23 protein-coding genes and 1 tRNA gene are annotated in these 25,180 nt (G+C 44.3%); 17 read left to right on the top strand and 7 right to left on the bottom strand.

Annotated features, from left to right (window positions below; genetic code table 11):
- Positions 1 to 62: 62 nt before the first annotated feature.
- The gene (locus AAC033_RS12705) at positions 63 to 1,046 is read right to left on the bottom strand and encodes a hypothetical protein (RefSeq protein WP_339738665.1); all 984 of its coding nucleotides are present in this window, start codon (positions 1,044 to 1,046) and stop codon (positions 63 to 65) included.
- Positions 1,047 to 1,140: 94 nt separating this feature from the next.
- A complete protein-coding gene (locus AAC033_RS12700) occupies positions 1,141 to 1,956 on the bottom strand; it encodes a hypothetical protein (protein WP_339738663.1) in 816 nt (271 codons plus the stop codon).
- Between the two features lie 223 nt (positions 1,957 to 2,179).
- Between AAC033_RS12700 and AAC033_RS12695 the strand changes: the two genes are divergently transcribed.
- The 4 genes from AAC033_RS12695 to hutH all read left to right on the top strand — a co-directional run bounded on the left by AAC033_RS12695 (position 2,180) and on the right by hutH (position 7,842).
- Positions 2,180 to 4,255 (top strand): acetate--CoA ligase family protein, encoded by a 2,076-nt coding sequence (locus AAC033_RS12695; protein WP_339738661.1) that lies wholly within the window; start codon positions 2,180 to 2,182, stop codon positions 4,253 to 4,255.
- A 121-nt stretch (positions 4,256 to 4,376) separates the two neighbouring features.
- Positions 4,377 to 4,733 carry a DUF4870 domain-containing protein gene (locus tag AAC033_RS12690; RefSeq protein ID WP_339738659.1) on the top strand — a complete coding sequence of 119 codons (357 nt, stop codon included), beginning with the start codon at positions 4,377 to 4,379 and terminating at the stop codon, positions 4,731 to 4,733.
- 89 nt (positions 4,734 to 4,822) lie between these two features.
- The gene (hisS, locus tag AAC033_RS12685) at positions 4,823 to 6,187 is read left to right on the top strand and encodes a histidine--tRNA ligase (RefSeq protein WP_339738657.1); all 1,365 of its coding nucleotides are present in this window, start codon (positions 4,823 to 4,825) and stop codon (positions 6,185 to 6,187) included.
- Positions 6,188 to 6,345: 158 nt separating this feature from the next.
- Positions 6,346 to 7,842, top strand: coding sequence for a histidine ammonia-lyase (gene hutH / locus AAC033_RS12680; RefSeq protein ID WP_339738655.1), 1,497 nt, complete (start codon positions 6,346 to 6,348; stop codon positions 7,840 to 7,842).
- A 104-nt stretch (positions 7,843 to 7,946) separates the two neighbouring features.
- Here the strand turns inward: hutH and AAC033_RS12675 are convergent, their stop codons facing one another.
- From AAC033_RS12675 to AAC033_RS12665, 3 genes are read right to left on the bottom strand one after another with little or no spacing between them, the layout of a single operon-like run.
- On the bottom strand, positions 7,947 to 8,411 hold the full coding sequence (locus AAC033_RS12675) for a hypothetical protein (RefSeq protein ID WP_339738653.1): 465 nt from the start codon (positions 8,409 to 8,411) through the stop codon (positions 7,947 to 7,949).
- Positions 8,412 to 8,434: 23 nt separating this feature from the next.
- Positions 8,435 to 8,899 carry a hypothetical protein gene (locus AAC033_RS12670; RefSeq protein WP_339738651.1) on the bottom strand — a complete coding sequence of 155 codons (465 nt, stop codon included), beginning with the start codon at positions 8,897 to 8,899 and terminating at the stop codon, positions 8,435 to 8,437.
- A 49-nt stretch (positions 8,900 to 8,948) separates the two neighbouring features.
- Positions 8,949 to 9,494: an RNA polymerase sigma factor gene (locus tag AAC033_RS12665; RefSeq protein ID WP_339738649.1), complete on the bottom strand. Its 546-nt coding sequence runs from the start codon at positions 9,492 to 9,494 to the stop codon at positions 8,949 to 8,951.
- 237 nt (positions 9,495 to 9,731) lie between these two features.
- On the opposite strand from AAC033_RS12665, the gene ychF reads away from it, so the two are divergent.
- The 4 genes from ychF to AAC033_RS12645 all read left to right on the top strand — a co-directional run bounded on the left by ychF (position 9,732) and on the right by AAC033_RS12645 (position 14,852).
- Positions 9,732 to 10,832, top strand: coding sequence for a redox-regulated ATPase YchF (gene ychF / locus AAC033_RS12660; protein ID WP_339738647.1), 1,101 nt, complete (start codon positions 9,732 to 9,734; stop codon positions 10,830 to 10,832).
- A 218-nt stretch (positions 10,833 to 11,050) separates the two neighbouring features.
- Positions 11,051 to 12,361: a sodium:proton antiporter gene (locus tag AAC033_RS12655; protein ID WP_339738645.1), complete on the top strand. Its 1,311-nt coding sequence runs from the start codon at positions 11,051 to 11,053 to the stop codon at positions 12,359 to 12,361.
- 391 nt (positions 12,362 to 12,752) lie between these two features.
- Positions 12,753 to 14,429 carry an asparagine synthase B gene (gene asnB / locus AAC033_RS12650; RefSeq protein WP_339738643.1) on the top strand — a complete coding sequence of 559 codons (1,677 nt, stop codon included), beginning with the start codon at positions 12,753 to 12,755 and terminating at the stop codon, positions 14,427 to 14,429.
- Between the two features lie 228 nt (positions 14,430 to 14,657).
- Positions 14,658 to 14,852 carry a ferredoxin gene (locus tag AAC033_RS12645; RefSeq protein WP_339738641.1) on the top strand — a complete coding sequence of 65 codons (195 nt, stop codon included), beginning with the start codon at positions 14,658 to 14,660 and terminating at the stop codon, positions 14,850 to 14,852.
- Positions 14,853 to 15,125: 273 nt separating this feature from the next.
- Here AAC033_RS12645 and AAC033_RS12640 read toward each other — a convergent pair whose 3' ends face one another.
- Positions 15,126 to 15,737 (bottom strand): hypothetical protein, encoded by a 612-nt coding sequence (locus AAC033_RS12640; RefSeq protein ID WP_339738639.1) that lies wholly within the window; start codon positions 15,735 to 15,737, stop codon positions 15,126 to 15,128.
- 250 nt (positions 15,738 to 15,987) lie between these two features.
- Here AAC033_RS12640 and AAC033_RS12635 point away from each other — a divergent pair, with 250 nt between their 5' ends.
- The 7 genes from AAC033_RS12635 (at position 15,988) to AAC033_RS12605 (ending at position 22,389) form a co-directional block, all read left to right on the top strand.
- The gene (locus tag AAC033_RS12635) at positions 15,988 to 16,905 is read left to right on the top strand and encodes a DMT family transporter (RefSeq protein WP_339738637.1); all 918 of its coding nucleotides are present in this window, start codon (positions 15,988 to 15,990) and stop codon (positions 16,903 to 16,905) included.
- Positions 16,906 to 17,038: 133 nt separating this feature from the next.
- Complete coding sequence (locus AAC033_RS12630; protein WP_339738635.1) at positions 17,039 to 18,649, top strand: sulfatase; 1,611 nt, start codon at positions 17,039 to 17,041, stop codon at positions 18,647 to 18,649.
- Between the two features lie 611 nt (positions 18,650 to 19,260).
- Positions 19,261 to 19,473 (top strand): helix-turn-helix domain-containing protein, encoded by a 213-nt coding sequence (locus AAC033_RS12625; protein ID WP_339738633.1) that lies wholly within the window; start codon positions 19,261 to 19,263, stop codon positions 19,471 to 19,473.
- A gap of 3 nt (positions 19,474 to 19,476) precedes the next feature.
- A complete protein-coding gene (locus AAC033_RS12620; protein WP_339738631.1) occupies positions 19,477 to 19,803 on the top strand; it encodes a HipA N-terminal domain-containing protein in 327 nt (108 codons plus the stop codon).
- On the top strand, positions 19,800 to 20,807 hold the full coding sequence (locus tag AAC033_RS12615) for a HipA domain-containing protein (protein ID WP_339738629.1): 1,008 nt from the start codon (positions 19,800 to 19,802) through the stop codon (positions 20,805 to 20,807). Before AAC033_RS12620 ends, AAC033_RS12615 begins: the two co-directional genes overlap by 4 nt.
- A gap of 118 nt (positions 20,808 to 20,925) precedes the next feature.
- Complete coding sequence (locus AAC033_RS12610; RefSeq protein WP_339738627.1) at positions 20,926 to 21,483, top strand: hypothetical protein; 558 nt, start codon at positions 20,926 to 20,928, stop codon at positions 21,481 to 21,483.
- A 252-nt stretch (positions 21,484 to 21,735) separates the two neighbouring features.
- Complete coding sequence (locus tag AAC033_RS12605) at positions 21,736 to 22,389, top strand: ATP-dependent Clp protease proteolytic subunit (RefSeq protein ID WP_339738625.1); 654 nt, start codon at positions 21,736 to 21,738, stop codon at positions 22,387 to 22,389.
- A 489-nt stretch (positions 22,390 to 22,878) separates the two neighbouring features.
- On the opposite strand, the gene AAC033_RS12600 is transcribed toward AAC033_RS12605, so the two are convergent.
- Positions 22,879 to 22,951: transfer RNA gene (locus AAC033_RS12600), tRNA-Phe, on the bottom strand.
- 170 nt (positions 22,952 to 23,121) lie between these two features.
- Between AAC033_RS12600 and AAC033_RS12595 the strand changes: the two genes are divergently transcribed.
- Together AAC033_RS12595 and AAC033_RS12590 are read left to right on the top strand one after the other, a co-directional pair.
- Positions 23,122 to 24,342 (top strand): pitrilysin family protein, encoded by a 1,221-nt coding sequence (locus AAC033_RS12595; protein WP_339738623.1) that lies wholly within the window; start codon positions 23,122 to 23,124, stop codon positions 24,340 to 24,342.
- Entirely contained in the window at positions 24,342 to 24,980 is a 639-nt protein-coding gene (locus AAC033_RS12590) for an O-methyltransferase (RefSeq protein WP_339738621.1), read from the top strand. The genes AAC033_RS12595 and AAC033_RS12590 overlap by 1 nt, the downstream gene beginning before the upstream one ends.
- Positions 24,981 to 25,180: the final 200 nt, after the last annotated feature.

Below are 25,180 nucleotides of genomic sequence, written 5' to 3'. Positions count from 1 at the left end.
AAATGGCAGCATTGCTTAACTCAATGTCCACTTTTATGTTTCAAGTTCAGCATCCAGCTCCTTCAGTTTCCAAACCGGTAAATCAGAGACAATTGTTGCGATTGGTCCAGATCATTACCTTCAATCAAGTGAAAGGAAAGGTTAAATCGGCCTTCAACATGTTTACTGCTGATGAATCGCCAAATTACATCGGTGCGCCAATAGCTGTCAACATCGTAAAAACGGTCACCATTCATCATATTGTGCCCGTCGCCAAAGTGTAAGCCCGACCGCAAGGCAAATTGCTTGACTTCACCGTAAAACTCAGCCAACAGACTGGTCGAATTCAAGTAGCCATCCATCACGTGGCGTTCGCGGTATTTCGAGTGGAGCAAGCCCAGTTTGAAGTAGGCATTGTGCATCGGCAGCACCTGGTCCAGGTCGGAGCCCAGAAAGAAAGCTGCTCCCAGGTTATCGTGGATGTTTTCGCCCTCGGGGCGAAGGGCTGTGCCGGCATAGTGAAACAGGGTGATGTAGTTTTGAAAGAAGATCATTTGATGGCGCATTTCGCCTGAAAAGCCAGCCATGAAGGTTTCGCGCTTGGTTTCGGTCTGGAGACTCGTCCAGTCAACAAAGCCGCTTTGATGTCCCCAGTCCCAATTGTATTTCCCGTACAATCCTTCGATGTTGGGACGGTAATATAGAAACGTGTCGGTGATTAAAGCCAGCGGAAAATCAATCAAGCCCATACGCGGAAAAGCGCCAAAGTAAAATTCTGCTTGGGCGTCCGAGTAATGGTAGTACGCCGTTAGCTTGGGTTGCTGATCATCGATTTCGCTTCCAAATTCAAACAAATGGCTCAGCCCAATTCGAAATTTGTGTTTTTCTTCGAGGGTAGTTCCCACCACAACGCTGGTTCGTTCTCCCAAAATGGTTTGCGAGTTGGCTACTCCGCTAAAATACTCCCGGTTATCACCAATACCGTGAAATAAAATATCGTATTCAAGTTTTTGAGAAAAGCCTTGGCCGGCAATTAAAAGAAGAATAACTACAAGGATCGAACGCATGATTTCTTCGTGTTGAATGGTTTATCCGAACTATCTTTTTGGTCGTTTTACAAAGGAATAATAAAATTTTGAATTATAGGAATTCAACGGGTGGTCAATCACACAGAATATACATGTCGCGTTTTGGGTTGATGCAAAGCACCGGCAAGTGATTGGCTTTTTTGATGATTTTCGCTTCGGGCAAGCCGATGATCAGGTCAATGAGACTGATGTTTTTACTGGAAGGAATGATCAGTAAATCGTGCTTCTCGTTCTGGCAGCGTTGTAAGGCATCAAAAGGCAAGCCGAAACTACCCTTACCGCTGTTTGAGATCTGAAAATCAAGCTTAAGGTTGGTTAGTAAATGCTTGATGAATTTCACATTTTTACGAATCATGACCGCGTGGTCCTTGTTTTTTTCCATGGCAGGAAAAACCGTTACATCAGCTTTGTTAAAGCGGGCAAAATAACTGGCCCATAGTGAGGTGTCTTTCATGACTTTTCTGAAGTCGACCGGGAGCAGCACGTTTTTGTAGCGGAGCGATTCGGGCTGGTATCCGTTGACAAACAAGAATGGGATTTGGCTGACTTGCAGTGCGGGCAACTTGGCTTTCACATTCTCCGAGGTCAGTACCAGCATAATTCCATCGTATTGTTCCGCAATCCGGTCAATGCAGTCGGGCAGCGCGCCTTTCAGTGTCAAGCTGGAAATTGGAATGTCGGGCAAGTCCTTTTTCAGCTGGTGAATGATTTTAGACAGGGCCTTTTGAACGGCCAGCTTTTCCGCTTTCCCATTTTTTTGCAACGGATGAAACAGGCACATTTCCTTTCGAAAAATAGTAGCCATTTGCATACCATGAGCAATCGCGTTGTTCATCGACTCCGAAAAATCGCAGAGAACCATAATCCGTTGTTCTGTCAGATTTGCCATTTCGTTGCCAAAACTATTCAAAAAATATCAAAACAGAAATCGATGCCGGTTGGTGAATCCTAATTTATCTGTCACCCATGAGTCCGCTTTCTTGATTGCCTTTTCTTTTGCCTCCGCCCTCCTCCCTGTCTTCGCCTTTTCTACAATAGATCCTGTTTCACCTGAATAATATCAGTGGCTATGAGCAGGGAATTCGTATTTTTGATGAAAATAAACCGGATTTATGCTGACACGAGAACTCATCTGGCCCAAAAGTATTGTCGTCGTGGGTGCTTCAAACGACGTTTCCAAGCCCGGAGGCAAATTGCTCAAAAATTTGATGGATAATCATTTTGAAGGCGATTTGTATGTGGTTAATCCCAAAACCGAAGTGGTTCAGGGAATCAAAACGTACCCGTCGATTGACGAATTGCCGGAGGTGGAGACTGCGGTGCTGGCTGTTCCGGCGCGGCTTTGTCCCGAAATGACCTTGCAGCTGTGCCGCGACAAAAAAGCTAAAGGCATCATCATTATTTCAGCGGGTTTTAGCGAAGAAAGCGAAGAAGGACGGCAGTTGGAGCAACAAATTGTTGAAACGGTGAATCGTTACGAAGCTTCGCTGATTGGTCCCAACTGTATTGGAATTATCACGCCGGCACATGCCAGTGTTTTCACCACGCCGGTTCCCAAACTCGACCAGATGGGCTGCGATTTCATTTCCAGCTCGGGGGCCACAGCTGTATTTATCATGGAGTCGGGCATTCCGAAAGGTTTGCATTTTGCCAGTGTTTTTTCGGTCGGCAATTCGGCCCAGGTTGGCGTTGAAGATGTGCTGGAATTTATGGATGAGGTGTTCGATCCCAAAACCAGCACGCGGGTTAAATTACTCTACATCGAAAGTATTCAGAATCCGGATAAATTACTGAAGCATGCTTCTTCACTCATTCGGAAAGGCTGTAAAATTGCCGCCATCAAAGCCGGAAGCAGCGATGCAGGCAGTCGGGCGGCTTCGTCGCACACCGGGGCGATGTCCAGCTCTGACCTGGCGGTTGAAGCGCTATTTCGGAAAGCAGGCATTGTGCGTTGTTACGGACGCGAGGAACTGACAACGGTTGGCTGTGTGTTTATGTGCAAGGAAATGAAGGGCAAGCGTATGGCCATTATTACCCATGCCGGCGGGCCCGCGGTTATGCTGACCGATGCACTTGAGGCTGGTGGATTGAAGATTCTCCAAATCAAAGATTCTCCGCAAAAGGAAGCCTTAAAAGAAAAGCTGTTTGCCGGGTCATCGGTTGAAAACCCCATCGATTTTCTGGCTACCGGCAATGCCGAACAGTTGGGTGCGATTATCGACGCCTGTGATAACGACTTTGAAGAGGTGGACGGCATGGCGGTCATTTACGGAAGCCCGGGCCTTTTCCCGGTAGGTGACGTGTATGAAGTGCTGAACGGCAAGATGCACACCTGCAAAAAGCCAATTTATCCCATTCTCCCATCGGTGATTAACGTAAGGGACGATGTGGCTTATTTTCTGTCCGAAGGGAATGTGAACTTCCCCGACGAAGTCTTGCTTGGGCGGGCTTTGTCGAAAGTGGCCAGTACCCCCAAGCCGCATACCGATGAAGTTTTTCTTGATGGGGTCGACATCCCCGAAATCCGCCGGATTGTGGATCAGGCCAGCGATGGATACCAGCCGCCCGAAATTATTCACCGTCTGTTTGATGCGGCTGGCATTCCCCGTGTACAAGAGCTGGTGGTCAAAACTCCCGATGGAGCTTTGCAGGCTGCCGGACAACTGGGCTGGCCCCTGGTGATGAAAGTCATAGGGCCGGTTCATAAAAGTGACGTGCGGGGTGTTGTCCTAAACGTACACGATAAGGAAACCGTGCTGCATGAGTTTAACCGGCTCATCAATATCCCGGAAACCGAAGCTGTACTGATGGCCGAGATGGCCTCCGGAATTGAGCTGTTCCTGGGGGCGAAGTACGAAGACCGTTTTGGGCACGTTGTACTTTGTGGTATGGGCGGAACCATGGTGGAGGTTTTGAAGGATGTCACTTCCGGATTGGCTCCGCTGGGCATTTGTGAGGCGTCGTCCATGATCAAAAACCTGAAATCGTACCAGATCATTAAAGGCTACCGGGGGCAGGAAGGCGCTAACCAGCGCAAGTTCGCCGAGATCATTGTTCGCTTGTCAAGCATGTTGCGCTTTGCTGTCGAAATTAAAGAGATGGACATCAATCCCTTGCTAGGAAAAGGCGATCGGATTCTGGCCGTCGATGCCCGGATCCGCATTGAGAAGCGTCCTCGCCTTGATTGATGTTCGCTGCCGGCGATAATAGAGAATATTTTATCGGCAACAGGGAATGTTTAATATTCGCAGGAAAACTTGACCTTTGATTTTCGCCATGACTTCCCTAACTTGCATGAAAAAATAACTTATGGACAGAATCATTGATGATCGAGACGAACGCATGTGGGGCATGCTTTGTCACCTGGCAGCTTTCGCGGGCTTGGTTATTCCGGTTGCCGGAAATATTGTCGGCCCCTTAATTGTATATCTGCTGAAAAAAGAGGAATACGGCTTTGTCGAAGACCAGGGCAAAGAATCGCTGAACTTTCAGATTACCGTGACAATTTTGATTTTTATTTCCGGAATTCTGGTTTTTATTGGAATCGGACTGCTCCTCATGGCGGTTGTTGGTATCGCGGCTTTGGTTTTTACCATCATTGCGGCCATTAAAGCCAACGAGGGTGAATTCTATCGCTATCCATGGTCCATTCGTTTTTTGAATTAAGAAATGTTGAAAAAAAATGAAAACAGCCGGATCCATTCCGGCTTTTCTTGTTTTTAGTTACTTTTGCAGCTCGAATAAAAAAACAGACTATGGCTCAGAAACCTTCGATTCCAAAAGGAACACGTGACTTTTCGCCGGTAGAGATGGCTCGCCGGAATTATATTTTCGATACGGTGAAGGAAATTTTCCGGCGTTACGGCTTTCAACCCATTGAAACCCCGGCGATGGAAAACCTTTCGACCCTGATGGGAAAGTATGGCGAAGAAGGCGATAAGCTGCTGTTTAAGATTCTGAATTCCGGAGATTTTATTTCCAAAGTAGAAGAGGAGGAGCTGCAGGAGCGAAACAGTATCCGGCTCACGAATAAGATTTCGGAGAAGGGCTTGCGCTACGACTTGACGGTGCCTTTTGCCCGTTTTGTGGTGCAGCATCGCAACGAGATCTCGTTTCCGTTCAAGCGTTTCCAAATCCAGCCTGTTTGGCGGGCCGACCGTCCGCAAAAAGGCCGCTATCGTGAGTTTTACCAGTGCGATGTGGACATCGTTGGGAGTAATTCGCTGCTGAATGAATTGGAGCTGGTGCAAATTATCAACGATGTTTTCAACCAGCTGAAAATCAATACGGTGGTAAAGATTAACAACCGGAAGATTTTAGCAGGTATTGCCGAAACGATTGGTGAAGCCGACCGGATTATTGATATTACGGTGGCCATTGATAAGCTTGACAAAATTGGTTTGGAAAAAGTAAACCTCGAACTGTTGGAAAAAGGGGTGTCGCAGGAAGCTGTTAACAAATTGCAACCCATTTTGAAATTGAGTGGATCAAATGCCGAAAAGCTGGATCAGATTGAATCGGTGATTGGTACTTCTGTGCCCGGAAAAAAAGGCGTTGATGAAATGCGGACGCTATTTGCTTATCTGGCCCAATTTGAGCTGAACACCGAAGTGGAACTGGACCTGACCCTGGCCCGTGGCCTGAATTATTATACGGGTGCCATTTTCGAGGTAAAAGCCAAAGATGTGCAAATTGGGAGTATTTGCGGCGGTGGCCGCTACGACGACCTGACCGGTATTTTTGGTATGCCAGACGTATCGGGTGTCGGCATTTCGTTTGGAGCCGACCGCATTTACGATGTGATGACCCAATTGGAGCTGTTTCCAGAAGAAGCTGTCGCTTCAACCAAAGTGTTGTTTGTCAATTTTGGTGAAAAGGAAGAAGCCTACTGCTTGCCCATTTTAGCTAAGCTTCGCGCCAGCAAGGTCAATGCGGAGATCTATCCTGAATCGGCCAAAATGAAAAAACAGATGACTTGGGCGGATCGCAAGCAAGTGGCTTTTGTGGTCATGGTGGGCGAGGAAGAAATGAACCAGGGAAAGCTGACGCTGAAAGAAATGAAGTCAGGCGAGCAGCAATTGGTCACTCCCGAAGAGCTGATAAAAATCCTTTCTGAATAAGCTGAATTTAACGTTCTTGTGGACATGTGGTCTGGAAGAACAAAATTGATTGGACGTGATGACCGGCCTTTAAAGGCATTTGGGTGCGACGCCCGCTGCCCGTGAATTGGACGCTTTTTTTTGGTGTGTAATTGTTGAACGATTAAAAACAAAAAAAGATGGAGTCTCAAATTCATACGATCAGTCCTGCACCCCTTAGCTTCAAAATCATTGAAGCAATTCTGGAAGAAAATAAAAAGCTGGTTCTTTCCGAGGAGTCGGTCGCGTTGATTCAAAAATCAAAAGCTTTTCTCGATAGAAAACTAGCCGAAAGTGAAGATCCGATTTACGGGATCAATACGGGCTTTGGCGCCTTGTGCGATATCAAAGTGTCCAAAGCCGAGTTGAGCAAGTTGCAGGAAAACCTGGTGGTTTCGCACGCCTGCAATATTGGCGATGAAATTCCACAGGATATTGTCCGGCTGATGTTGTTGCTGAAAGCCCATGCCTTGGCGAAAGGAAATTCGGCCGTGCAATTGAAAACCGTTCAGCGGATCCTGGATTTGTTTAATGAAGACGTTTTGCCCGAAGTGTTTGAGCAGGGTTCGCTCGGTGCCAGTGGCGATTTAGCGCCTTTGGCCATGTTGTTTCTACCGCTGTTGGGGCTGGGAACTGTAAATTACCGCGGACAAAAAGTGAAGTCGGCTGATGTGCTGATCGAAAAAGGCTGGGAGCCTGTCCGGCTGGAAGCGAAAGAAGGGCTGGCCCTTTTAAATGGCACTCAGTTTATGAGCGCGCACGGTGTTTATACTTTGCTGAAAGCCTTTAAAGTCGTGAAATATGCGGATGTTATTGGTGCCCTGTCGCTCGATAGTTTTGATGGGCTGATCGAACCCTTTATGGCGCAGGTGCAGCAGATTCGTCCGCACGCAGGTCAGATTGACACGGCTGAAAATTTCCGTAAGTTGCTTGAAGGAAGCGAGCTCATCAGCCGGAAGAAGGAACATGTGCAGGATCCGTATTCATTTCGCTGTATTCCGCAGGTGCATGGAGCAGTGAAAGATACGGTCGACTATGTGTCGCGCGTGGTGGAAACCGAAATCAACTCGGTAACCGATAACCCAACGGTTTTTCCGGATGACGATCTAATCATCAGCGGAGGAAACTTTCATGGCGAACCTTTAGCGCTTTCGCTTGATTTTCTAGCTATCGCGCTTTCCGAATTGGCCAGCATTTCGGAACGGCGAACCTACCGGCTGATTGCCGGAGAACGGGGCTTGCCCGAGTTTTTGGTTGCTAACCCAGGTTTAAACTCTGGCTTTATGATTCCGCAGTATGCCGCTGCTTCGATTGTGAGTCAGAACAAGCAGCTGTGTACGCCCGCTTCGGTCGACTCTATACCATCATCGAACGAGCAGGAGGACCATGTGAGTATGGGCGGTAATTCAGCCACAAAAGCGCTGAAAGTGACTGATAATGTGCTGAAGGTTTTAGCTATTGAGTTGTACAACGGAGCACAGGCGATGGAATTTCGGAAACCGCTAAGCACATCCCCTTATCTGGAAGATTTCCTTCGGGAATATCGCAGGCACGTGCCCTTCGTTCGCGAGGATTGCCTGATGTATGAGGGCATTAATGAAACCATTGCTTTTTTGGACGAGGGAAAGTTTGTATAAAAAAGAGGCCGAACTTTCGGCCCCTAATATTTTGAACTATGATACTCCCGGCATTTGATTTTCTCGCAAAGACTCTCAATCGCGTCGAAGGCTGATTTTTGCCCCTAACGGTGATCTTCTTTTTGTTTATCTCTGTATTCCTTTAACATTTGCGAACGGAAGTCATTCTCCATATCGTAAAGCATAACCACCTTTTTGGCAGGTAAAACCTGAAAGAACTTCTCGTTGTAGGTTTTCATCAGATCAGCTTCTTTTTGAAAAAGGCCGATAAAATCCAAGGTGATTTCTTTGAGTTGTTCCTGGGTTAAGCCATCAAGGTTGTCCATGGTTCCTCGCTCCATTTCCCTTCGTTTCATGTGGATCTCGAAACGTTTTTCTTCAAACTCATTGTAAACAGGCCAGAATTTTTGAGCCTCGCCCGGTGTCAATTCCAGTTTCTGAGTCAGGAAAGCAACTTTTTCAGCCTTAATTTTTTGGATCCAGTCATCGCTGTGTTTTTTTTCTGGCTGAGCCGTTAATGCACCTGAAAGGGTGACTATTGTTAGAAGAAGTAAAATAAGTTTTTTCATCGCTTTAATTGATTTTTTGACGGTCAATTTATTAATTCAGCATAGATTTCAGCTTCATTCATCTCAAAAGCTAAATAATCAAGGAGTTCCTGCTCATTCACTTCAACTTCCGGTGTCACCTCTTCGATATTGAAAAGATCGTAATAAGAGTTTGTCAAGCCAGTGAAGTATGAAATCGCTAAATCGTCTTCGGTCACTGTTGTTGTGTCCATTGGCATGTCGGCATTTTTTGCCATATAATAGGGCAGAAAAACGCTTAATGGATAGTAAACCAGCATGAAAATAAGCGCGAAACTGGCAGCCATCGCCAGCATGGGCTTCATCATTCGGATCAGTTTTCCTTTGGGTGAAACAGAGGTTCTTTCATCGGCGATTTTAGCCTCGATCTGATCTTCCAAAGTGTCAAAATAACCATCCGGAACCTTGAATGGAGGTTTCGAACGTAGATTTTGCCATTCATTCCCTATGTTTTTCCTTTTGTTCATCATACGCTTTGACTCTTAGAACTTAAAAAAGTTTAATGCTCATCGTTTCCTGTTACTCTTCTGATTTTAAATACTCCTCAATCTTTTTTACTGCATGATGATAAGATGCCTTTAATGCGCCGGCCGATGTTTCCAGTATCTTTTCCATATCCTGGTATTTAATGTTGTCGTAGTAACGCATGTTGAAAACCAGGCGTTGCTTGTCGGGCAAGCGGGCAATAGCTTTTTGCAAGCGGTATTGGATGTCATCGCCATCAAAATAAGGATCGGTCTGCAAATTTTCAATGATATAGTCATTGGTGTCATCGTTGCTTAGGAATGCCCGCCTCTTTTTCTGACTTAAAAAGGTTAGTGATTCGTTTGTTGCAATTCGAAAAAGCCAGGTAAACAGGCCCGATTCTTCGCGAAAGCCATCAATGTTACGCCATACTTTGACAAAGGTGTTCTGTAAAACATCATCGGTGTCATCGTGGCTGAGCACAATTTTACGAATATGCCAGTAGAGGCGTTCCTTGTATAAGGACACCAAAGCGCGAAAAGCAGCTTGTCTTGTACTTTCGTTTTTGAGTTCAGCTAAAATTTGCTGGTCGCTTTTCATGGATTAACCGGATGATTCAACTCGATAGATCGATTTATGCAGCCATTGTTTAACCGGATGTATGAATTTTAACAAAACTTTAGCTTTTCGTCTCCTCCAAAAACATACTGGAATTAAAGCCATCTGTTTCGCTCGGTGGTGCAGCTTTGTTAAATCATGATCCTTCCAGATTAATGGATGTCCAAAAATAGTCAAAAAGGATTAACTTTGCCGCTCAATTTTTAAGAAGAAAACGACATGGCTTTAAAGTGTGGGATTGTAGGACTTCCGAATGTGGGAAAGTCAACCTTATTCAATTGTTTGTCGAATGCCAAAGCGCAGTCGGCAAATTTTCCGTTTTGTACCATCGAACCCAATATTGGTGTCATTACGGTACCCGATGACCGGTTGATTATGCTGGAGGAGTTGGTTAAGCCGCAGCGGGTGGTGCCTACAACCGTTGAAATTGTTGATATTGCAGGCTTGGTTCGCGGAGCTAGTAAAGGGGAAGGATTGGGCAATAAGTTCCTTGGAAATATCAGGGAAACCGATGCCATTATTCATGTGCTGCGTTGTTTCGAGAATGAAAATATCACGCACGTTGATACGACCATCAACCCGGTTCGGGATAAGGAAACCATTGATATTGAGTTGCAGCTGAAAGATTTGGAAACGGTGGAAAGCCGAATTGCAAAGGTTGAAAAGCAGGCAAAAACAGGAAATGACCCGGAGGCCAAACGCATGTTTAAAGTCTTGTCAATGTATAAAGAGGTGTTGATTCAAGGGAAATCGGCCCGTACCCTGGAGTTGGATGAAGCTGATGCCAAGCTTGCCCGGGAACTGCAGCTGCTGACCAACAAGCCAATTCTATACATCTGCAACGTGGATGAAGCGGCTGTGGTAAAAGGCAACGACCATGTGGAAGCTTTGAAAGAAGCCATTAAAGATGAAAATGCCGAGATGCTGATGATTGCTGCGGCAACCGAAGCCGATATTGCCGAGTTGGACGACTTTGAAGAACGTCAACTGTTTTTGGAAGACTTGGGCTTGAAAGAATCGGGTGTAAACAAGCTGATCAAATTAGCGTACAAGCTACTGCAGCTGGAAACCTATTTTACTGCAGGAGTGAAAGAGGTTCGGGCGTGGACTTACAAGCGGGGATTTAAAGCACCACAAGCTGCGGGCGTTATTCATTCCGACTTCGAGAAAGGCTTTATTCGTGCCGAAGTGATTAAGTACAATGACTTTGTTGCTCTGGGATCGGAACAAGCGTGCAAGGAAGCTGGCAAAATGGCCATCGAAGGAAAAGATTACGTGGTTCAAGATGGCGATATTATGCATTTTCGTTTCAACGTGTAAGGGTAATGTTCGCGGAAAAATATTTAGAGGGACTTTGGTCCCTTTTTTTTTGTGTTGCTGGTTTGGATGGGCTATTCACTGTTTGCACCTGAGTTTAGAAGCTGACTAAATAAGCTTGTTAAAAGCAGCTTATCGAGATGTTTTGATATATAATAGGATATAGTTGGAGAATATTTTTTATTTTCGGCCTCAAATAAAAAATTAATAGAATCTGACTTATGAACCATGGAACTGTAGAAAGTATGCCCTTGTGGCTATCCTTGCCGTTTGTGGCTATGTTGCTGTTTATTGCAATAGGTCCTTTATTTTTCCATCACTGGTGGGAGGAAAATATAAATAAGTTGAAAATTTCATTGATATTGGGTGTGCCGCTGGCAATCTTATTGGTTGTGCGGGGCCTGCATCATGAATTAATCCACCAAATGCTTTTCGATTACATCCCCTTCATTATCTTGCTGGGAGCGCTGTTTGTAATTACAGGAGGTATTCACCTCAAAGGTGATATTGAAGCGAAGCCTGCTATCAACACCCTGTTTTTGGGTATTGGTGCTGTACTTGCTTCATTTATGGGAACAACCGGGGCAGCCATGCTTTTAATCCGTCCGGTTATTAAAACCAACTCTGAGCGAAAGTTTAAAGTGCACACCATTCTGTTTTTCATAGCCATTGTAGCCAATGCCGGTGGTATGCTGACCCCATTAGGTGATCCACCACTGTTCTTGCTGTACCTAAGAGGCGCGCCGTTCTCCTGGTTCTTCGGACTCGTAGGGCCTTGGTTGTTTGCCAACGCCATGCTGCTGATTATTTATTATATTATTGATAGTTACTACATCAAGAAAGAATCGGTGAAAGCTATTGTTGAAGATCGTACCCATATTGAGCCCATCAAGCTGAAAGGAAATCTCAATTTTGTTTTTCTTATTGGTGTGGTGCTCTCCGTTGCTTTTCTGAATCAGCAATACATTCATGCCATTCATGATAATCACTACCTGGGCTTTATCCGCGAAGGAGTAATTCTTTTAATGGCAATTTTATCGCTGGTATTTACCAACAACAACATGCGTTACAAGGAAAATAAGTTTACCTGGGGCCCGATTGTCGAAGTGGCTTATTTATTCCTCGGGATTTTCATCACCATGGTTCCGGCTTTGCTGTACCTGAGAGAAAACGCGCATTCATTTGGGCTGTCAACACCGCAGCATTTTTATTATGCGACCGGGTTTTTAAGTGCGTTTCTTGACAATGCACCCACTGCTGTGTCGTTCCACAACCTGGCCTTGGGCATGGTTGACCAGTTCGGTGCAAGTACCTTGGTTGCCAGTATTCCCGAAGTGCTGCTGAAAGCCATTAGTTTAGGCGCCGTGTTTTTTGGTGCCATGACCTACATTGGTAACGGGCCTAACTTTATGGTGAAGGCTATTGCCGAAGAAAATAAAATTGACATGCCGAGCTTCTTTGGGTATATGGTCAAGTTTTCACTGGTTATTCTGTTGCCTGTCTATATCGTTACACAATTGATTTTCATTTAAAAGGAAAAAAACTCCAATAACATGACAAAAAGCGGTTCAGAAATGAGCTGCTTTTTTTTGCTTATTTCTTTTGGTCGTTTGTTTTAAAGAAGCCTGATTAGGGGTGGTCGATAAATTTTGTGTTCAATGCCCGGGTCTCCCTTGGTTTTGCATAGGGGGTTTGGTTTCTTTTTGATATTTCTACTTACAAGGGGTGCTTGAAAAGGGGGGGTAATAGTCAAATGAACTATTCCAAAATGTTAGAATATCAATGTGTATGTGAAATATTTGATAATAAAATTTTGACAAATGTAGAAAAATGTCAATATATATTTTGAAATAGAAACAAAACGATTATTTTTGAAGTCTGAAAATATCGAATTGAAAACTCATTTTTTAATTTATTGGCATTATGTGTGGAATTGTAGGAGTATTTGATTTAAAAACCGATGCGCAGGAGTTAAGGCCTCAGGTCTTGGAGCAATCTAAAAAAGTAAGGCATCGCGGACCAGACTGGTCGGGAATTTATTGTGGGCAGAAAGCGATTATTGCTCATGAACGTTTATCAATTGTTGATCCCGAGTCAGGTGGTCAGCCTTTGTACAGTAAAGATAAAAAGCTGATTTTGGGCGTGAATGGCGAGATCTATAATCATAGAGCCATCCGCGAGCAAACCAAAGATAAGTACGAATACCAAACCGGCAGTGACTGCGAAGTGATCTTGGCTTTGTACCAGGAAAAGGGAGTCGACTTTCTGGATGATTTGAATGGCATTTTCGCCTTTGCTTTGTATGACGAGGAAAAAGATGTTTATCTGATTGGCCGCGATCACATTGGCATTATTCCGCTCTATATGGGCTGGGATAAGTTTGGAAACTTTTATGTCGGCTCCGAATTGAAAACGCTGGAAGGTGTTTGTTCGAAAATTGAAGAATTTCCTCCGGGCAGTTACCTGTACAGTAAGGACGGAGAGATTAAACGTTGGTGGACGCGGGACTGGATGGATTATGAGAATGTGAAAGACAATGAAGCTAGTATACCCGAGCTGAAACAGGCGATGGAAGATGCCGTGCACCGCCAGCTTATGTCGGATGTGCCTTATGGCGTGTTACTTTCGGGGGGACTGGATTCGTCGGTGACTTCGGCCTTGGCCAAAAAGTTCTCCGCCAAACGGGTTGAAGAAGGTGATCAGAAAGATGCCTGGTGGCCGCAGTTACACTCGTTTGTTATCGGCTTGGATGGCTCGCCGGATCTTGCAGCGGCACGTAAGGTGGCTGACCATATCGGAACTATTCACCACGAAATTCATTACACCATACAGGAAGGCTTGGATGCCATCCGAGATGTCATATACCATATCGAAACCTACGATGTGACTACCATTCGGGCATCAACTCCGATGTACATGCTTGCGCGGGTGATCAAATCAATGGGGATTAAAATGGTGCTGACCGGTGAAGGAGCCGACGAAATTTTTGGCGGATACCTTTATTTTCACAAAGCACCGAACCCGGAAGAATTTCATAAGGAAACCCTGCGTAAACTGAGCAAGCTGAACTTATACGACTGTTTGCGTGCAAACAAATCGCTGGCTGCCTGGGGTGTTGAGGGCAGAGTGCCTTTCCTCGACAAGGAATTTATTGATGTGGCCATGCGAATGAACCCCAGAGAGAAAATGGCTGGTAATGGCCGGATGGAAAAGTGGGTGGTTCGCAAAGCATTTGAGGACATGCTTCCGGCGAGTGTGGCATGGCGGCAGAAGGAACAATTTTCGGATGGCGTGGGATACGGTTGGATTGATACCCTGAAGCAAATTGCCAAAGAAAAGGTTTCGGACGAGATGATGGCTAATGGCGGATTCCGGTTTCCAATCAACACGCCCCGTTCCAAAGAAGAATATTTGTACCGAACCATTTTTGAAGAGCATTTTCCATCCGATGCGGCAGCGTCCTGTGTTCCTTCGGTTCCGTCCATCGCGTGCAGTACTGCCGAAGCTTTAGCCTGGGATGCGTCATTTCAGAACAATGCCGACCCGTCGGGACGTTCGGTGAGTGGGGTGCACGAGCAAAGCACCATTTTTGAGAAATAAGTTGAATCAAAACCTTGTATGATAAAGCATTGCTGTTGAAGCAATGTACATTTTGCCAAAAATGAGTGGAAAGCTGGTGTCTTCGGATGCCGGCTTTTTTCGTGGGGATCGTCTTTGCTGGATTTGAAAACCGTCGGTCATCTAAAACATTTTCTCGCGAAATATCGTTAGGCTATTTATAAATTGATGAATAGTAAAGCTGTTTTGTTTTATTTAAACTAAAAAGATATGGCGATTAAAAAAGTTTGGATCGAAGAGGGATGTACTTCCTGTGGATTGTGTGAAAGTGCGTGTCCCGAGGTGTTTGAAATGCCCGATGAGGCGATTGTAATTGAAGGAGCCGACCTGGCATCAAACGAAGACGGCATCATCGAAGCTGCCGAAGGATGCCCGGTGGAGGTAATTAAATACGAAGAGGAATAAGCTCAACTTCAACGGCAAAAAAGGTTGCTTTTTGCCTTCATTTGAGCGATGTAGGGTGGAGGGATGAATGATTCCTTCAGTGAAATATGCAGAAAGGCCGCTGGTTAGACGGCCTTTCATTCATGAGTAACAAAAATGAAGATTGCTCTCCAATTTTAATTCTGCTAATTAAAGCAATGTTTTTATGAATTGGTGCATTCTGCTTCAAAAATTACAAGAAAGTAACATGTAGTTTTAATTGTTCGAAGTGCTTGTTCTTCTCTATCCGGTAAATTACGTCTTATGCTGAACACAAATCCGAATAAAATTTTGAATCAGCTCCGGATTCAGGTATTCAGGATGAAACTGAACTGTGTACAAAGGTTTGTCCGGATGTTTCATGGCCTGATTGAAACAGGTTGCCGACTTAGCCAGATGAATAAAATTGTTGGGTAGTGTTACCGAATCATTATGCATCTGGCGCGTAGTGAAGGTTTTTCCAATTCCTGCAAAAATGGGGTCATCCTGGATGACTTCAACTTCGCAATGGCCTGATTCGGGCTCCTTGCTTCGGAGGTAGTCAGATCCGTGCATGAATCCGGTGATATGGTGGCCGGCACAGATTCCCAATACCGGTTTTTGGTAGGTTTTAATCCATTGAAAAAAAGGTTGGTGGTGCTCCACGATGTCGTCGCCCTGGGGAGAACCGGATATGAGAATGCCTTCGTATTTCGACACATCCTGTTTTTGGCAATCCCGGTAGTTGATCAGGTCGTAGTTGACCTGTTCGCATTGGACGATTTTCGCGATGTTTTCTGCAAATTCCGTCACATCAGGTTCGGCGCTGTTCACAATCAAGAGTTGCATGGGCTTTTTTGTTTTCGAAGATAGCCGATTCTGATTCATTTCAAAAAAGTCCTTTTTAAAACGTAAGAATATGGTGGTGCTGACTGCTTGTGGTTGTGTCTCAAGGTTGCGACCAGCGTGGCCAGGAAAATAATAGCAGCTCTGTGTGTTTGTCTGCTTTTGCCTGTGATTATTTAACTATTTTTGGCGCAAACTTAATCCAGAATCCAATGGTAACTGCACGCAAACAACTGCAACAAGCGCTGTCCGGTAAGCAAATCCGGCCTGTTAAAACGGGGGGTATGAATTTATGATGGCGTATTGGGGGGAAATTGCAGCTTTGTTAACCGCTCTGTTTTGGACAGTAACCAGCATGGCTTTTGAGTCGGCCGGGAAAAAAGTAGGTTCGCTGGCGGTCAACCTGATTCGGTTAGTCATCGCTTTTTTTATTTACGCCATTTACACCCAAATTTCGCGAGGCATGTGGTTTCCGTTTGATGCCACAGCTTACCAATGGGGCTGGTTGGCCTTGTCGGGCTTGGTGGGTTTCGTTATTGGCGATTTACTCTTGTTCCAAGCGTTTGTGGTGGTTGGCGCCCGAATTTCGATGCTGATCATGGCGATGACACCGCCTTTTACGGCATTCATTTCCTATTTTATGTTGGGCGAAGTTTTGTCAGCCATGAACTGGGTAGGGATGATCATTACGCTTTGGGGGATCAGCATGGTGATTCTGAAACGCGAAAACAGTGCGCTCAATGGCGGAGAGAAAATTCGCAAGCGATTGACTTCGGCTTATTCGGTTCCCGGAATCTTGCTTGCTTTGGGTGGTGCGCTTGGACAGGCCACTGGCTTGGTTTTGAGCAAAAAAGGCATGGGCGAATACGATGCTTTTGCCGCGTCTCAAATTCGGGTGATGACCGGAATTGTTGGCTTCGCGATTTTGCTTGTTTTTATGAAGCGTTATCACCGCGTGTGGGCAGCCTTGAAGAATGTCTCTGCCATGAAACGCATTAGCCTGGGGGCGTTTTTTGGTCCTTTCCTTGGGGTTTCCTTTTCGCTGATTGCCGTTCAAAACACCAAAGCCGGGATTGCTGCCACCATCATGTCGATTGTTCCGGTACTGATTATTCCGCCAGCCATTCTTATTTTCAAGGAGAAAGTCAATTGGAAGGAAGTGGTTGGTGCTGTGATTACCGTTTTGGGAGTTGCCATCTTCTTTGTTTAGATCGCTTGCCCAAAAGGTTAAAAAGTACGTCGATCGATTTTTCGTTTCGTGCTTCTTACGAGTCTTTTTTCGAATGGGGTTTCAAATGATGAGTTGGTTTGCTATTTTTGAGCAAGCTAAATAAACCATGCCTATGAAACCAATCGTTTTAAAATCGCTCGTTCTTTTGACAACCAGTGCCGGAGTTGTAAGCTGTGCACCCGATGAGCAAGAGGCGAAGCATCCGAATATCGTCTTTATCATGTCCGATGATCATGCCTACCAGGCCATCAGCGCTTATGGACATGGCTTGAATCAAACCCCCAACATCGACCGGATTGCCAACGAAGGGGCTATTTTCACCCGTGCCACGGTAACCAATTCCATCTGCGCCCCCAGCCGGGCCGTTCTTTTAACAGGAAAACACAGCTTTGTAAATGGCAAGGTGGACAACGTTCAGCCTTTTGACTGGGAACAGGATAATTTCCCCAAACTGCTTCAGGCGAACGGCTACCAAACTGCAATGATTGGTAAAATTCACCTCGACGGACTGCCAGCCGGATTCGATTACTCGGCCGTACTGCCGGGACAGGGAGCTTATTACAATCCAGATTTTATCATTAATGGCGAACGGAAACGCCTCTCCGGCTATGTGACCGACCTGACTACGGAGATGACCCTGGACTGGCTTAAGAACCGGGATCCGGAGAAGCCGTTTTGCGTCCTTTATCATCAGAAAGCACCGCACCGCGAATGGCTGCCTGCCAGCCGGCATTATAAATCGTACACCAACATGACTTTTCAGGAGCCGGAAACCCTTTTCGATGATTACGAGGGCAGGGGAACAGCGGCTAGAGAGTCGGAAATGAATATCTTGGAACACATGAACTGGGCCGGCGACTCCAAAGTTTATCCCGACGTGATGGATCGGTTGGGAATTGAGGAAACCGCCGGCTGGGACAAAGCGGCTTTCCACCGCGAGGTTGGCCGGATGGACTTTGAACAACGAGCTGCCTGGGATTCGGTTTATGGCCCGGTCAACGAGGAGTTTCAGCGCGATTATGCCACAATGAGTGAAAAAGAGCTTATGCAGTGGCGTTACCAGCGATACATGCAGGATTACCTGGGCTGCATTGCTTCGGTTGATGATGGGGTTGGTGACCTGTTGGATTTTTTGGAGGAAAACGGGTTGGATGAAAACACCATCGTGGTTTATACTTCGGACCAAGGTTTTTATTTGGGTGAACATGGCTGGTTCGATAAGCGATTTATGTATGAGGAGTCGTTTCGCACGCCGCTACTCATTCGTTATCCAAAAGAGATTAAGGCAGGATCAAGCTTTGATCAGCTTGTTCAGAACCTTGATTTTGCGCCGACTTTTCTCGACTATGCAGGCATTGAAGTCCCCGAAGCCATGCAGGGCGAGTCTTTTCGCCAGTTGCTAAATGGAGAAAGCGGCGAGTGGCGCGATGCGGTGTACTACACTTACTATGAGTATCCATCGATACACATGGTAAAACGGCACTATGGCGTGGCAACCGATCGCTACAAGCTGATGCATTTTTACTACGACATTGATGAATGGGAGCTCTACGACCTGGAAAAAGACCCGAATGAAATGACAAATGTTTATGGCCATCCGGATTACGCCGATGTACAGGAAATGATGCACGGTCGATTGGTTGAAGTGCGCGAAAAATATGGCGACTCCGACGAAAATGATCAGCGTTTCTTAAAAGAATACCTGGACGTGGTCAAAAACTGAATTTCAGCATCAAATTATTTGGAGTCACGGTTCGTTCGTCACTGAAATTGTAAATCATGAGGGTTTACATGTTTATAGAAAAAACCTAGCAGAAAGTATGCGAATCCAACCGGAAAATGTCGAACTTTTTGGTGGAAGATTATGAAGCTGTTTTGAAGTTTCTGAACGCAGAAAAACAAAGAACCACAAGCGGTAGCAATTCGATCACTTACTTATGATATTTCTTGGTATATGCAATAAGTTTATTGATATTGCCTAAAAACCAATGTTTTATACCATGCGTTTTTTCCTTTGACTAGTAATACATCCTGGTCATTGATTTTTTTGTTCCATGATACATTTCTTTTAATGATTTAAAAGTTAATGTATCAGTATTTTTCCTTAACGCGGGACAGGTGGCAGCATTTGGCGTTGAAGGGATGAGTGTGGCATTTGGCAGCAATTTTTAATTCGTTTTTTCCTTTTAGGGAAACAACAACCCATACTATGATGTGATTTTCAACAATTATATTGAAAATGCCTCATGAATCTACCATAAAATCACATTATAATATGAGTTTACTTGTTTTTATCTGTTGGAACAATTAATTTTACCTCAAAATCACATTATAATGACAACTCAAGAAATAGGAAAACAAATAAAGGAAAGAAGAAAGGTACTTCGGATTATCCAGCCTGATCTGGCTGAAATGGCAGGAATCAGCATAAATACACTATATAAGGTTGAACGTGGACAGGCAAACCCAACGGTTGAGATACTGAATAAAATTGCTGGTATTTTGGGGATGGAATTAAAACTGGAAGTTAAACAACCAAAGCTGTAAGCGATGCGAAAAGCGAATGTCTATAGAAATGGTGAACTTGTTGGAGTACTCACCCAAATCTCAACTAACGATTATGAATTTAGGTACGATAACAATTGGTTTGCCAATGGAGAGCTTCCAGCGATTAGCCTCACTATGCCGAAAAACCAGCAGGTTTATAAATCGGAATATCTGTTCCCGTTTTTCTTTAATATGTTGTCAGAGGGTGTGAACAGGCAGTTGCAAAACCGTTATTTAAAGATTGACGAAAAAGACTATTTTGGTTTGTTACTGGCCACAGCTAAAACGGATACCATCGGAGCAATAACCATTTCAGAAATAACAGGATGAGTTTGCCTGAAATAAAATACTGTCCGGGAACATTGGCAGAAGGATTCGAGGCCTACAGTACAGCCTGTTTAAGACGAGTTTTTGAAGGACGAAAAGTGAGCCATATATTGCCATATGCACCTGCGCAAGACAATGAGGAGGATGCTGAAAAATTTATCGAAAACCGGAAACGGATTTCCATTTCCGGCGTTCAGGAAAAGCTATCGCTTCTGCTGGAAAAAAATAAATTGCGCCTGACCGAAAAAGGAGAACAGGGAACTTACATATTGAAACCTATTCCCAGGGATGTGAGAAATGTTGATCAGGTTCCGGCAAACGAACATTTAACCATGCAAATTGCCCGGCAAATATATGGTTTACAAACTGCTGAAAATGCACTGATTTTTTTCAGCAACGGAGAACCTGCATATATCACAAAGCGGTTCGATGTAAAAGATGATGGCACGAGATGGGGAAAGGAAGACTTTGCAACGCTTGCGGGGAAAACAGAAGAAAATGTAGGGCACAACTTCAAATACGATTACAGCTATGAGGCTTTGGGGGAATTACTGAAAAAATATGTTCTTGCCTGGCGGGTGGAAATCGAAAAGCTGTATTCGTTAATTGTTTTCAACTTCCTGTTTTCAAACGGGGATGCACACCTGAAAAACTTTTCACTTATTGAGACACCAAGCGGAGATTATGTTCTAAGTCCGGCCTATGATTTACTGAATACAAGAATCCATGTGGATGATTCGGATTTTGCATTGGATGAAGGATTATTCAGTGATGGCTTCAAATCGGAGGAGATGAAAAAAAGTAACCATCCCGGATTGTACGATTTTCAGGAGTTAGCAAGAAGATTTGAGATAAATGAAAAACGAAGGGACAAAATCCTTGCTCCTTACCTGCAAAGGCAAACGATGGTAGAGGAATTAATTCATCGTTCTTTTCTAAACGATAAGACAAAACGTGCTTATTTATTGAACTATCAGACTAAAAGAAATTACCTGAATAAAATATAAAGCCGGATGAGCAAGTATACGGGGGAAGCCACTTAAAAATTTGCGTGATTAATTTTTTTTGAATTTCCGGGTGATATTTTGGCAGCAAAATGCACTTCTCTTATAAAGGAAACATTCTATGGAAACATTAGACGAAATAGCCGATATTGAAATAACGACATCCGAGAATTATGAGATGGAAGAAGTGTATGAGCAGGTTTTTCCTGCTGTGGCAAAACTTGTTCGTTCGGCAGGAGGTTCTTTTGATGATGCAAAAGACATCTTTCATGATGCACTGGTGATTTTTCTGGAAAGAAATTCTCAAAATCCTGTAAGCGTCATCAAATCTGACAAAGCGTATATCATAGGTATTTCAAAACACCTATGGATTAGAAAAAGCCAAAAGGATAGTCATCGGATTTCATTAAACAGCATGGAAAACGAAATCGTAATGCCAGACGATTACTTTCCGACAACAAACAATAAGCGATTACTCAATTTTTTGAAGATCGCGGGTAAAAGGTGTTTGGATTTGCTCCGTGCTTTCTATTTCCAACAATTGCCAATAAAAGCGATTGTAAGTAACCTGGGCTATTCAAACGAACATTCAGTCAGTGTACAAAAATATAAGTGTCTTGAAAAAGTTAGAAATACAGTAAAAGAAAAATCCCTGATTTATGACGACTTCACAGAATAACACAAGACTAATTGAGAAATATCTTAACGGAAGGCTTTCTCCGGCAGACCGGTTTCTATTTGAATCGAGGCTAATTATAGACCCGGTTTTAAAGAGAGACCTTTTCTTTCAGGAAAAAACACTCCGATTGATCAAAATGTATCACCGGGAGAAGTTAAAAGAAGAGCTGGAAACTTTACACCAGCAAATGTTCAACAACCCGGATAAAATAAACTTCCGGCAAAGTATATATCAACTATTTAAACGATAAGTATGATACAAGCAAATGTGATACCAATGGTAATCGATAATTCAGGCAGTGGTGAGCGGGCTTATGACATTTATAGTCTTTTGCTTAAAGAACGGATTATCTTTCTTGGCGGACCAATAAATGAACCTGTGGCAAGAATAGTAGTTGCCCAATTATTATACTTGAACAGCGTAGACCAAAAACGTCCGATCAGTTTATATATACAAAGTCCGGGAGGGGAAGTTTATGCCGGTTTAGCCATTTACGATACAATGAAAATGCTTTCATCTCCTGTATCGACTTATTCGATTGGATTTACAGGTAGTATGGGAACATTTTTATTAAGCGCAGGAGAGAAAGGCAGCCGGTTTGCACTCCCTCATGCAACTATTCACATGCACCCTGCCGGAGGAGGGGCTAAAGGTTATACCGAAGATGTACGGATTGCAACTCAGGAACAAGAACGGCTTCAAGCACAACTATTTCATTTAATGGGGAACAACACTGGACATACATGGCAAGAAATTGAAGGTTTTTTCATAAGAGATAAATACCTAAATGCACAGGAAGCCAAAAACTTTGGAATTGTAGATGAAGTACTTGGCGATGCAAACGACATTGTTATTTTGAACAAGCTAAAACCTGAAGTTAACCTTATGGCTAAAGAAAAAGCATAAAAGATATTAAACCAGTAATCCAGCATAGCAGGGAAAGGTGCGAAAGAGTGCCAATATTCAGCTGTCAATTTTTAAATAGGTCAAGGGGTACCCACCTCTTTTTTTATCTGCCATTATTCCCATCTGAGTATATTGAGATATTGAATTTGCAAGACTTTTTTGGGTCTTTACGCGTGTGTGCGCATAGGAGAGAAACCCACATGCTAAAATTGAAGTTGTTTGATTTTTCGCTTATTGCTATGCGCGGGAAGGAAACAGAAAAAACGATGATTTTTAACTTAAATTGCCGCCGTTCCGTCCTTTTTGACTGTCTTTTGATTTACAAACAACCTAACCGCCGCCATTTTTTTGAATGTATTTTCAATGTTTCCCCCGTGAATGAATGTTTTTTGAATGGATTTTTCAGAAAAGCGACTTTTTGCAAACATCCTACAAGACCCGCCACTAAAGAAAAACCCGCCCACGTTTTGTATTCGTGGCCGGGTTTTGTGGTGCCACCTGGAATTGAACCAGGGACACACGGATTTTCAGTCCGTTGCTCTACCAACTGAGCTATGGCACCATTGCCTTTTTGCGCTGGCAAATATAAGTCAAAATATTTAACTACAAAACAAATTTTTGCCCGCAAACAGTAAAAAAATCAAGGCTTCGGCAGAACGTTTTCTTTTTCATGGATTTATCAATTGAATTTCCGCTTACGTTTTCTACTTTTGCACTCCAATTTAAGAGAACGTGAAAATAAATACCCATACATTAAGCAATGGGATCCGGCTTATTCATCAACAAGTGGAGTCGCCGGCTGCCCATTTTGGCATGATTCTAAATACTGGCTCAAGGGATGAAGCCGCCCATCAACAAGGGATTGCCCATTTCATCGAGCATGTCATTTTTAAAGGAACAAAAAAACGTAAGGCCTATCACATTCTGAGCCGGATTGAAGATGTGGGCGGTGAAATTAATGCCTTTACTTCGAAAGAAGAAACCGCCATTTATGCATCGTTTTTGAATGAACATTATGACCGGAGTATGGAGCTGATCAGTGACATCCTGATCAACAGCACCTTTCCGGCCAAAGAAGTGGAACGCGAGAAGGAAGTGGTGCTCGAAGAAATTAATTCGTATAAAGACAGCCCTTCGGAATTGATTTTTGATGATTTCGACGAGCTGCTTTTTGATGGTCACCCCATTGCGCGTAATATTTTGGGAACCCCGGATCATGTGAAGTCATTTAACCGCGAGGCCATTTTTCAGTTCCTTCAGGATAATTACCATACCGATGAAATGGTGTTAAGCTCGGTTGGCAATGTTTCGTTTGAGAAATTCTTACTTCTTTCCGAAAAATATTTTGCCCCGATACCGGCCCGTCTCCGGACGGAAAAACGCTTGCCTTTTGATCATTACACACCGGGAACACGCCGGGTAAAACGCGATACGTTTCAAACGCACTGTGTGATTGGCAACATTGCCTACAATGCGCAGGACAAAAAGCGTATGGGAATGGTGTTGCTCAACAACATTCTGGGTGGACAGTCGATGAATTCGCGCCTAAACCTGGCTTTGCGCGAACGAAATGGCATGGCTTATAATGTGGAGTCAGGCTATACGGCTTATTCAGATACAGGCCAGTTTAGCGTGTACTTTGGAACCGAGCATGAGAACCTGGACCGGGCACTGCGCCTGGTCAATAAGGAATTCAGGCTACTGAAGAACAAACAGATGGGGATTCTTCAGTTGAGCAAAGCAAAAAAACAACTGATCGGACAAATTGCCCTTTCGAGCGAAAACCGGGATGACCTGATGCTGACCCTGGGGAAAAGCTTTTTGCTTTATAATAAAGTCGACAGCCTGCCGCGAATCTACCAGAAAATTGAATCTATCACCGGACAACAACTTATGGAGATTGCCAATGAGATTTTTGACGAGCGGCAGTTAAGCACTTTAACCTACGAATAATGGAGTTATCGACAAAACTGGAAAACTATATTCTGGCACACCTTGACGACGAAGATCCGGTGCTGCAAGAGCTGGAACGGGATACCTTTCTGAATGTGCTTCGTCCGCGCATGCTGTCGGGCCATATTCAGGGTAGTATGCTGACCATGTTGAGCCAGATGATTCACCCCAAACGAATTTTGGAGATTGGAACCTACACCGGCTATTCGGCCATTTGCCTGGCAAAAGGTCTTCAGGACCAAGGGTACTTGCATACGATTGAGATTAACGACGAGCTGGAAGAGATGGCCCAAAAGTATTTTGAGAAAGCCGGATTACAGCACAAAATTCTGCAGCACATTGGCGATGCCAAGGTGATCATTCCCAACTTACAGGAGTACTTTGATCTGGTTTTCATTGATGGTGACAAGCGTGACTACGCAACCTACTTCGACTTAGTGATTGACAAAGTGCCATCAGGCGGGATTCTGATTGCAGACAATATTTTGTGGAGCGGTAAAGTGGTGGAAGAAGTGGATCCGACCGACGAACAAACCCGGGGTATTTTAGCGTTCAACCAGAAGGTTAAGGAAGATCCGCGCGTCAGTCAAACCATCCTGCCTTTACGTGACGGATTAATGCTCATCCGGAAGAAGTAGCGCAACTGGATGTCGGGATACTGAGTTGCCGGATCCTAAATAACGCTAAAGATGACTTATCACTAAAAACTTCTTTTTACGGTCACGAGTTGTCATTTGATAGTCATTCAATTGGCATTAATCGCAAGTGGTTGTATTGTAAATAACAGTTGAAAAGTGTACAGTTTTTTGACTGAAAAGTGTACAGGCGGTCCGGATTA

This window comes from uncultured Sunxiuqinia sp. (assembly GCF_963974515.1).
Classification (GTDB): Bacteria; Bacteroidota; Bacteroidia; order Bacteroidales; family Prolixibacteraceae; genus Sunxiuqinia.
This window is presented reverse-complemented; position numbering and strand designations above follow the sequence as displayed.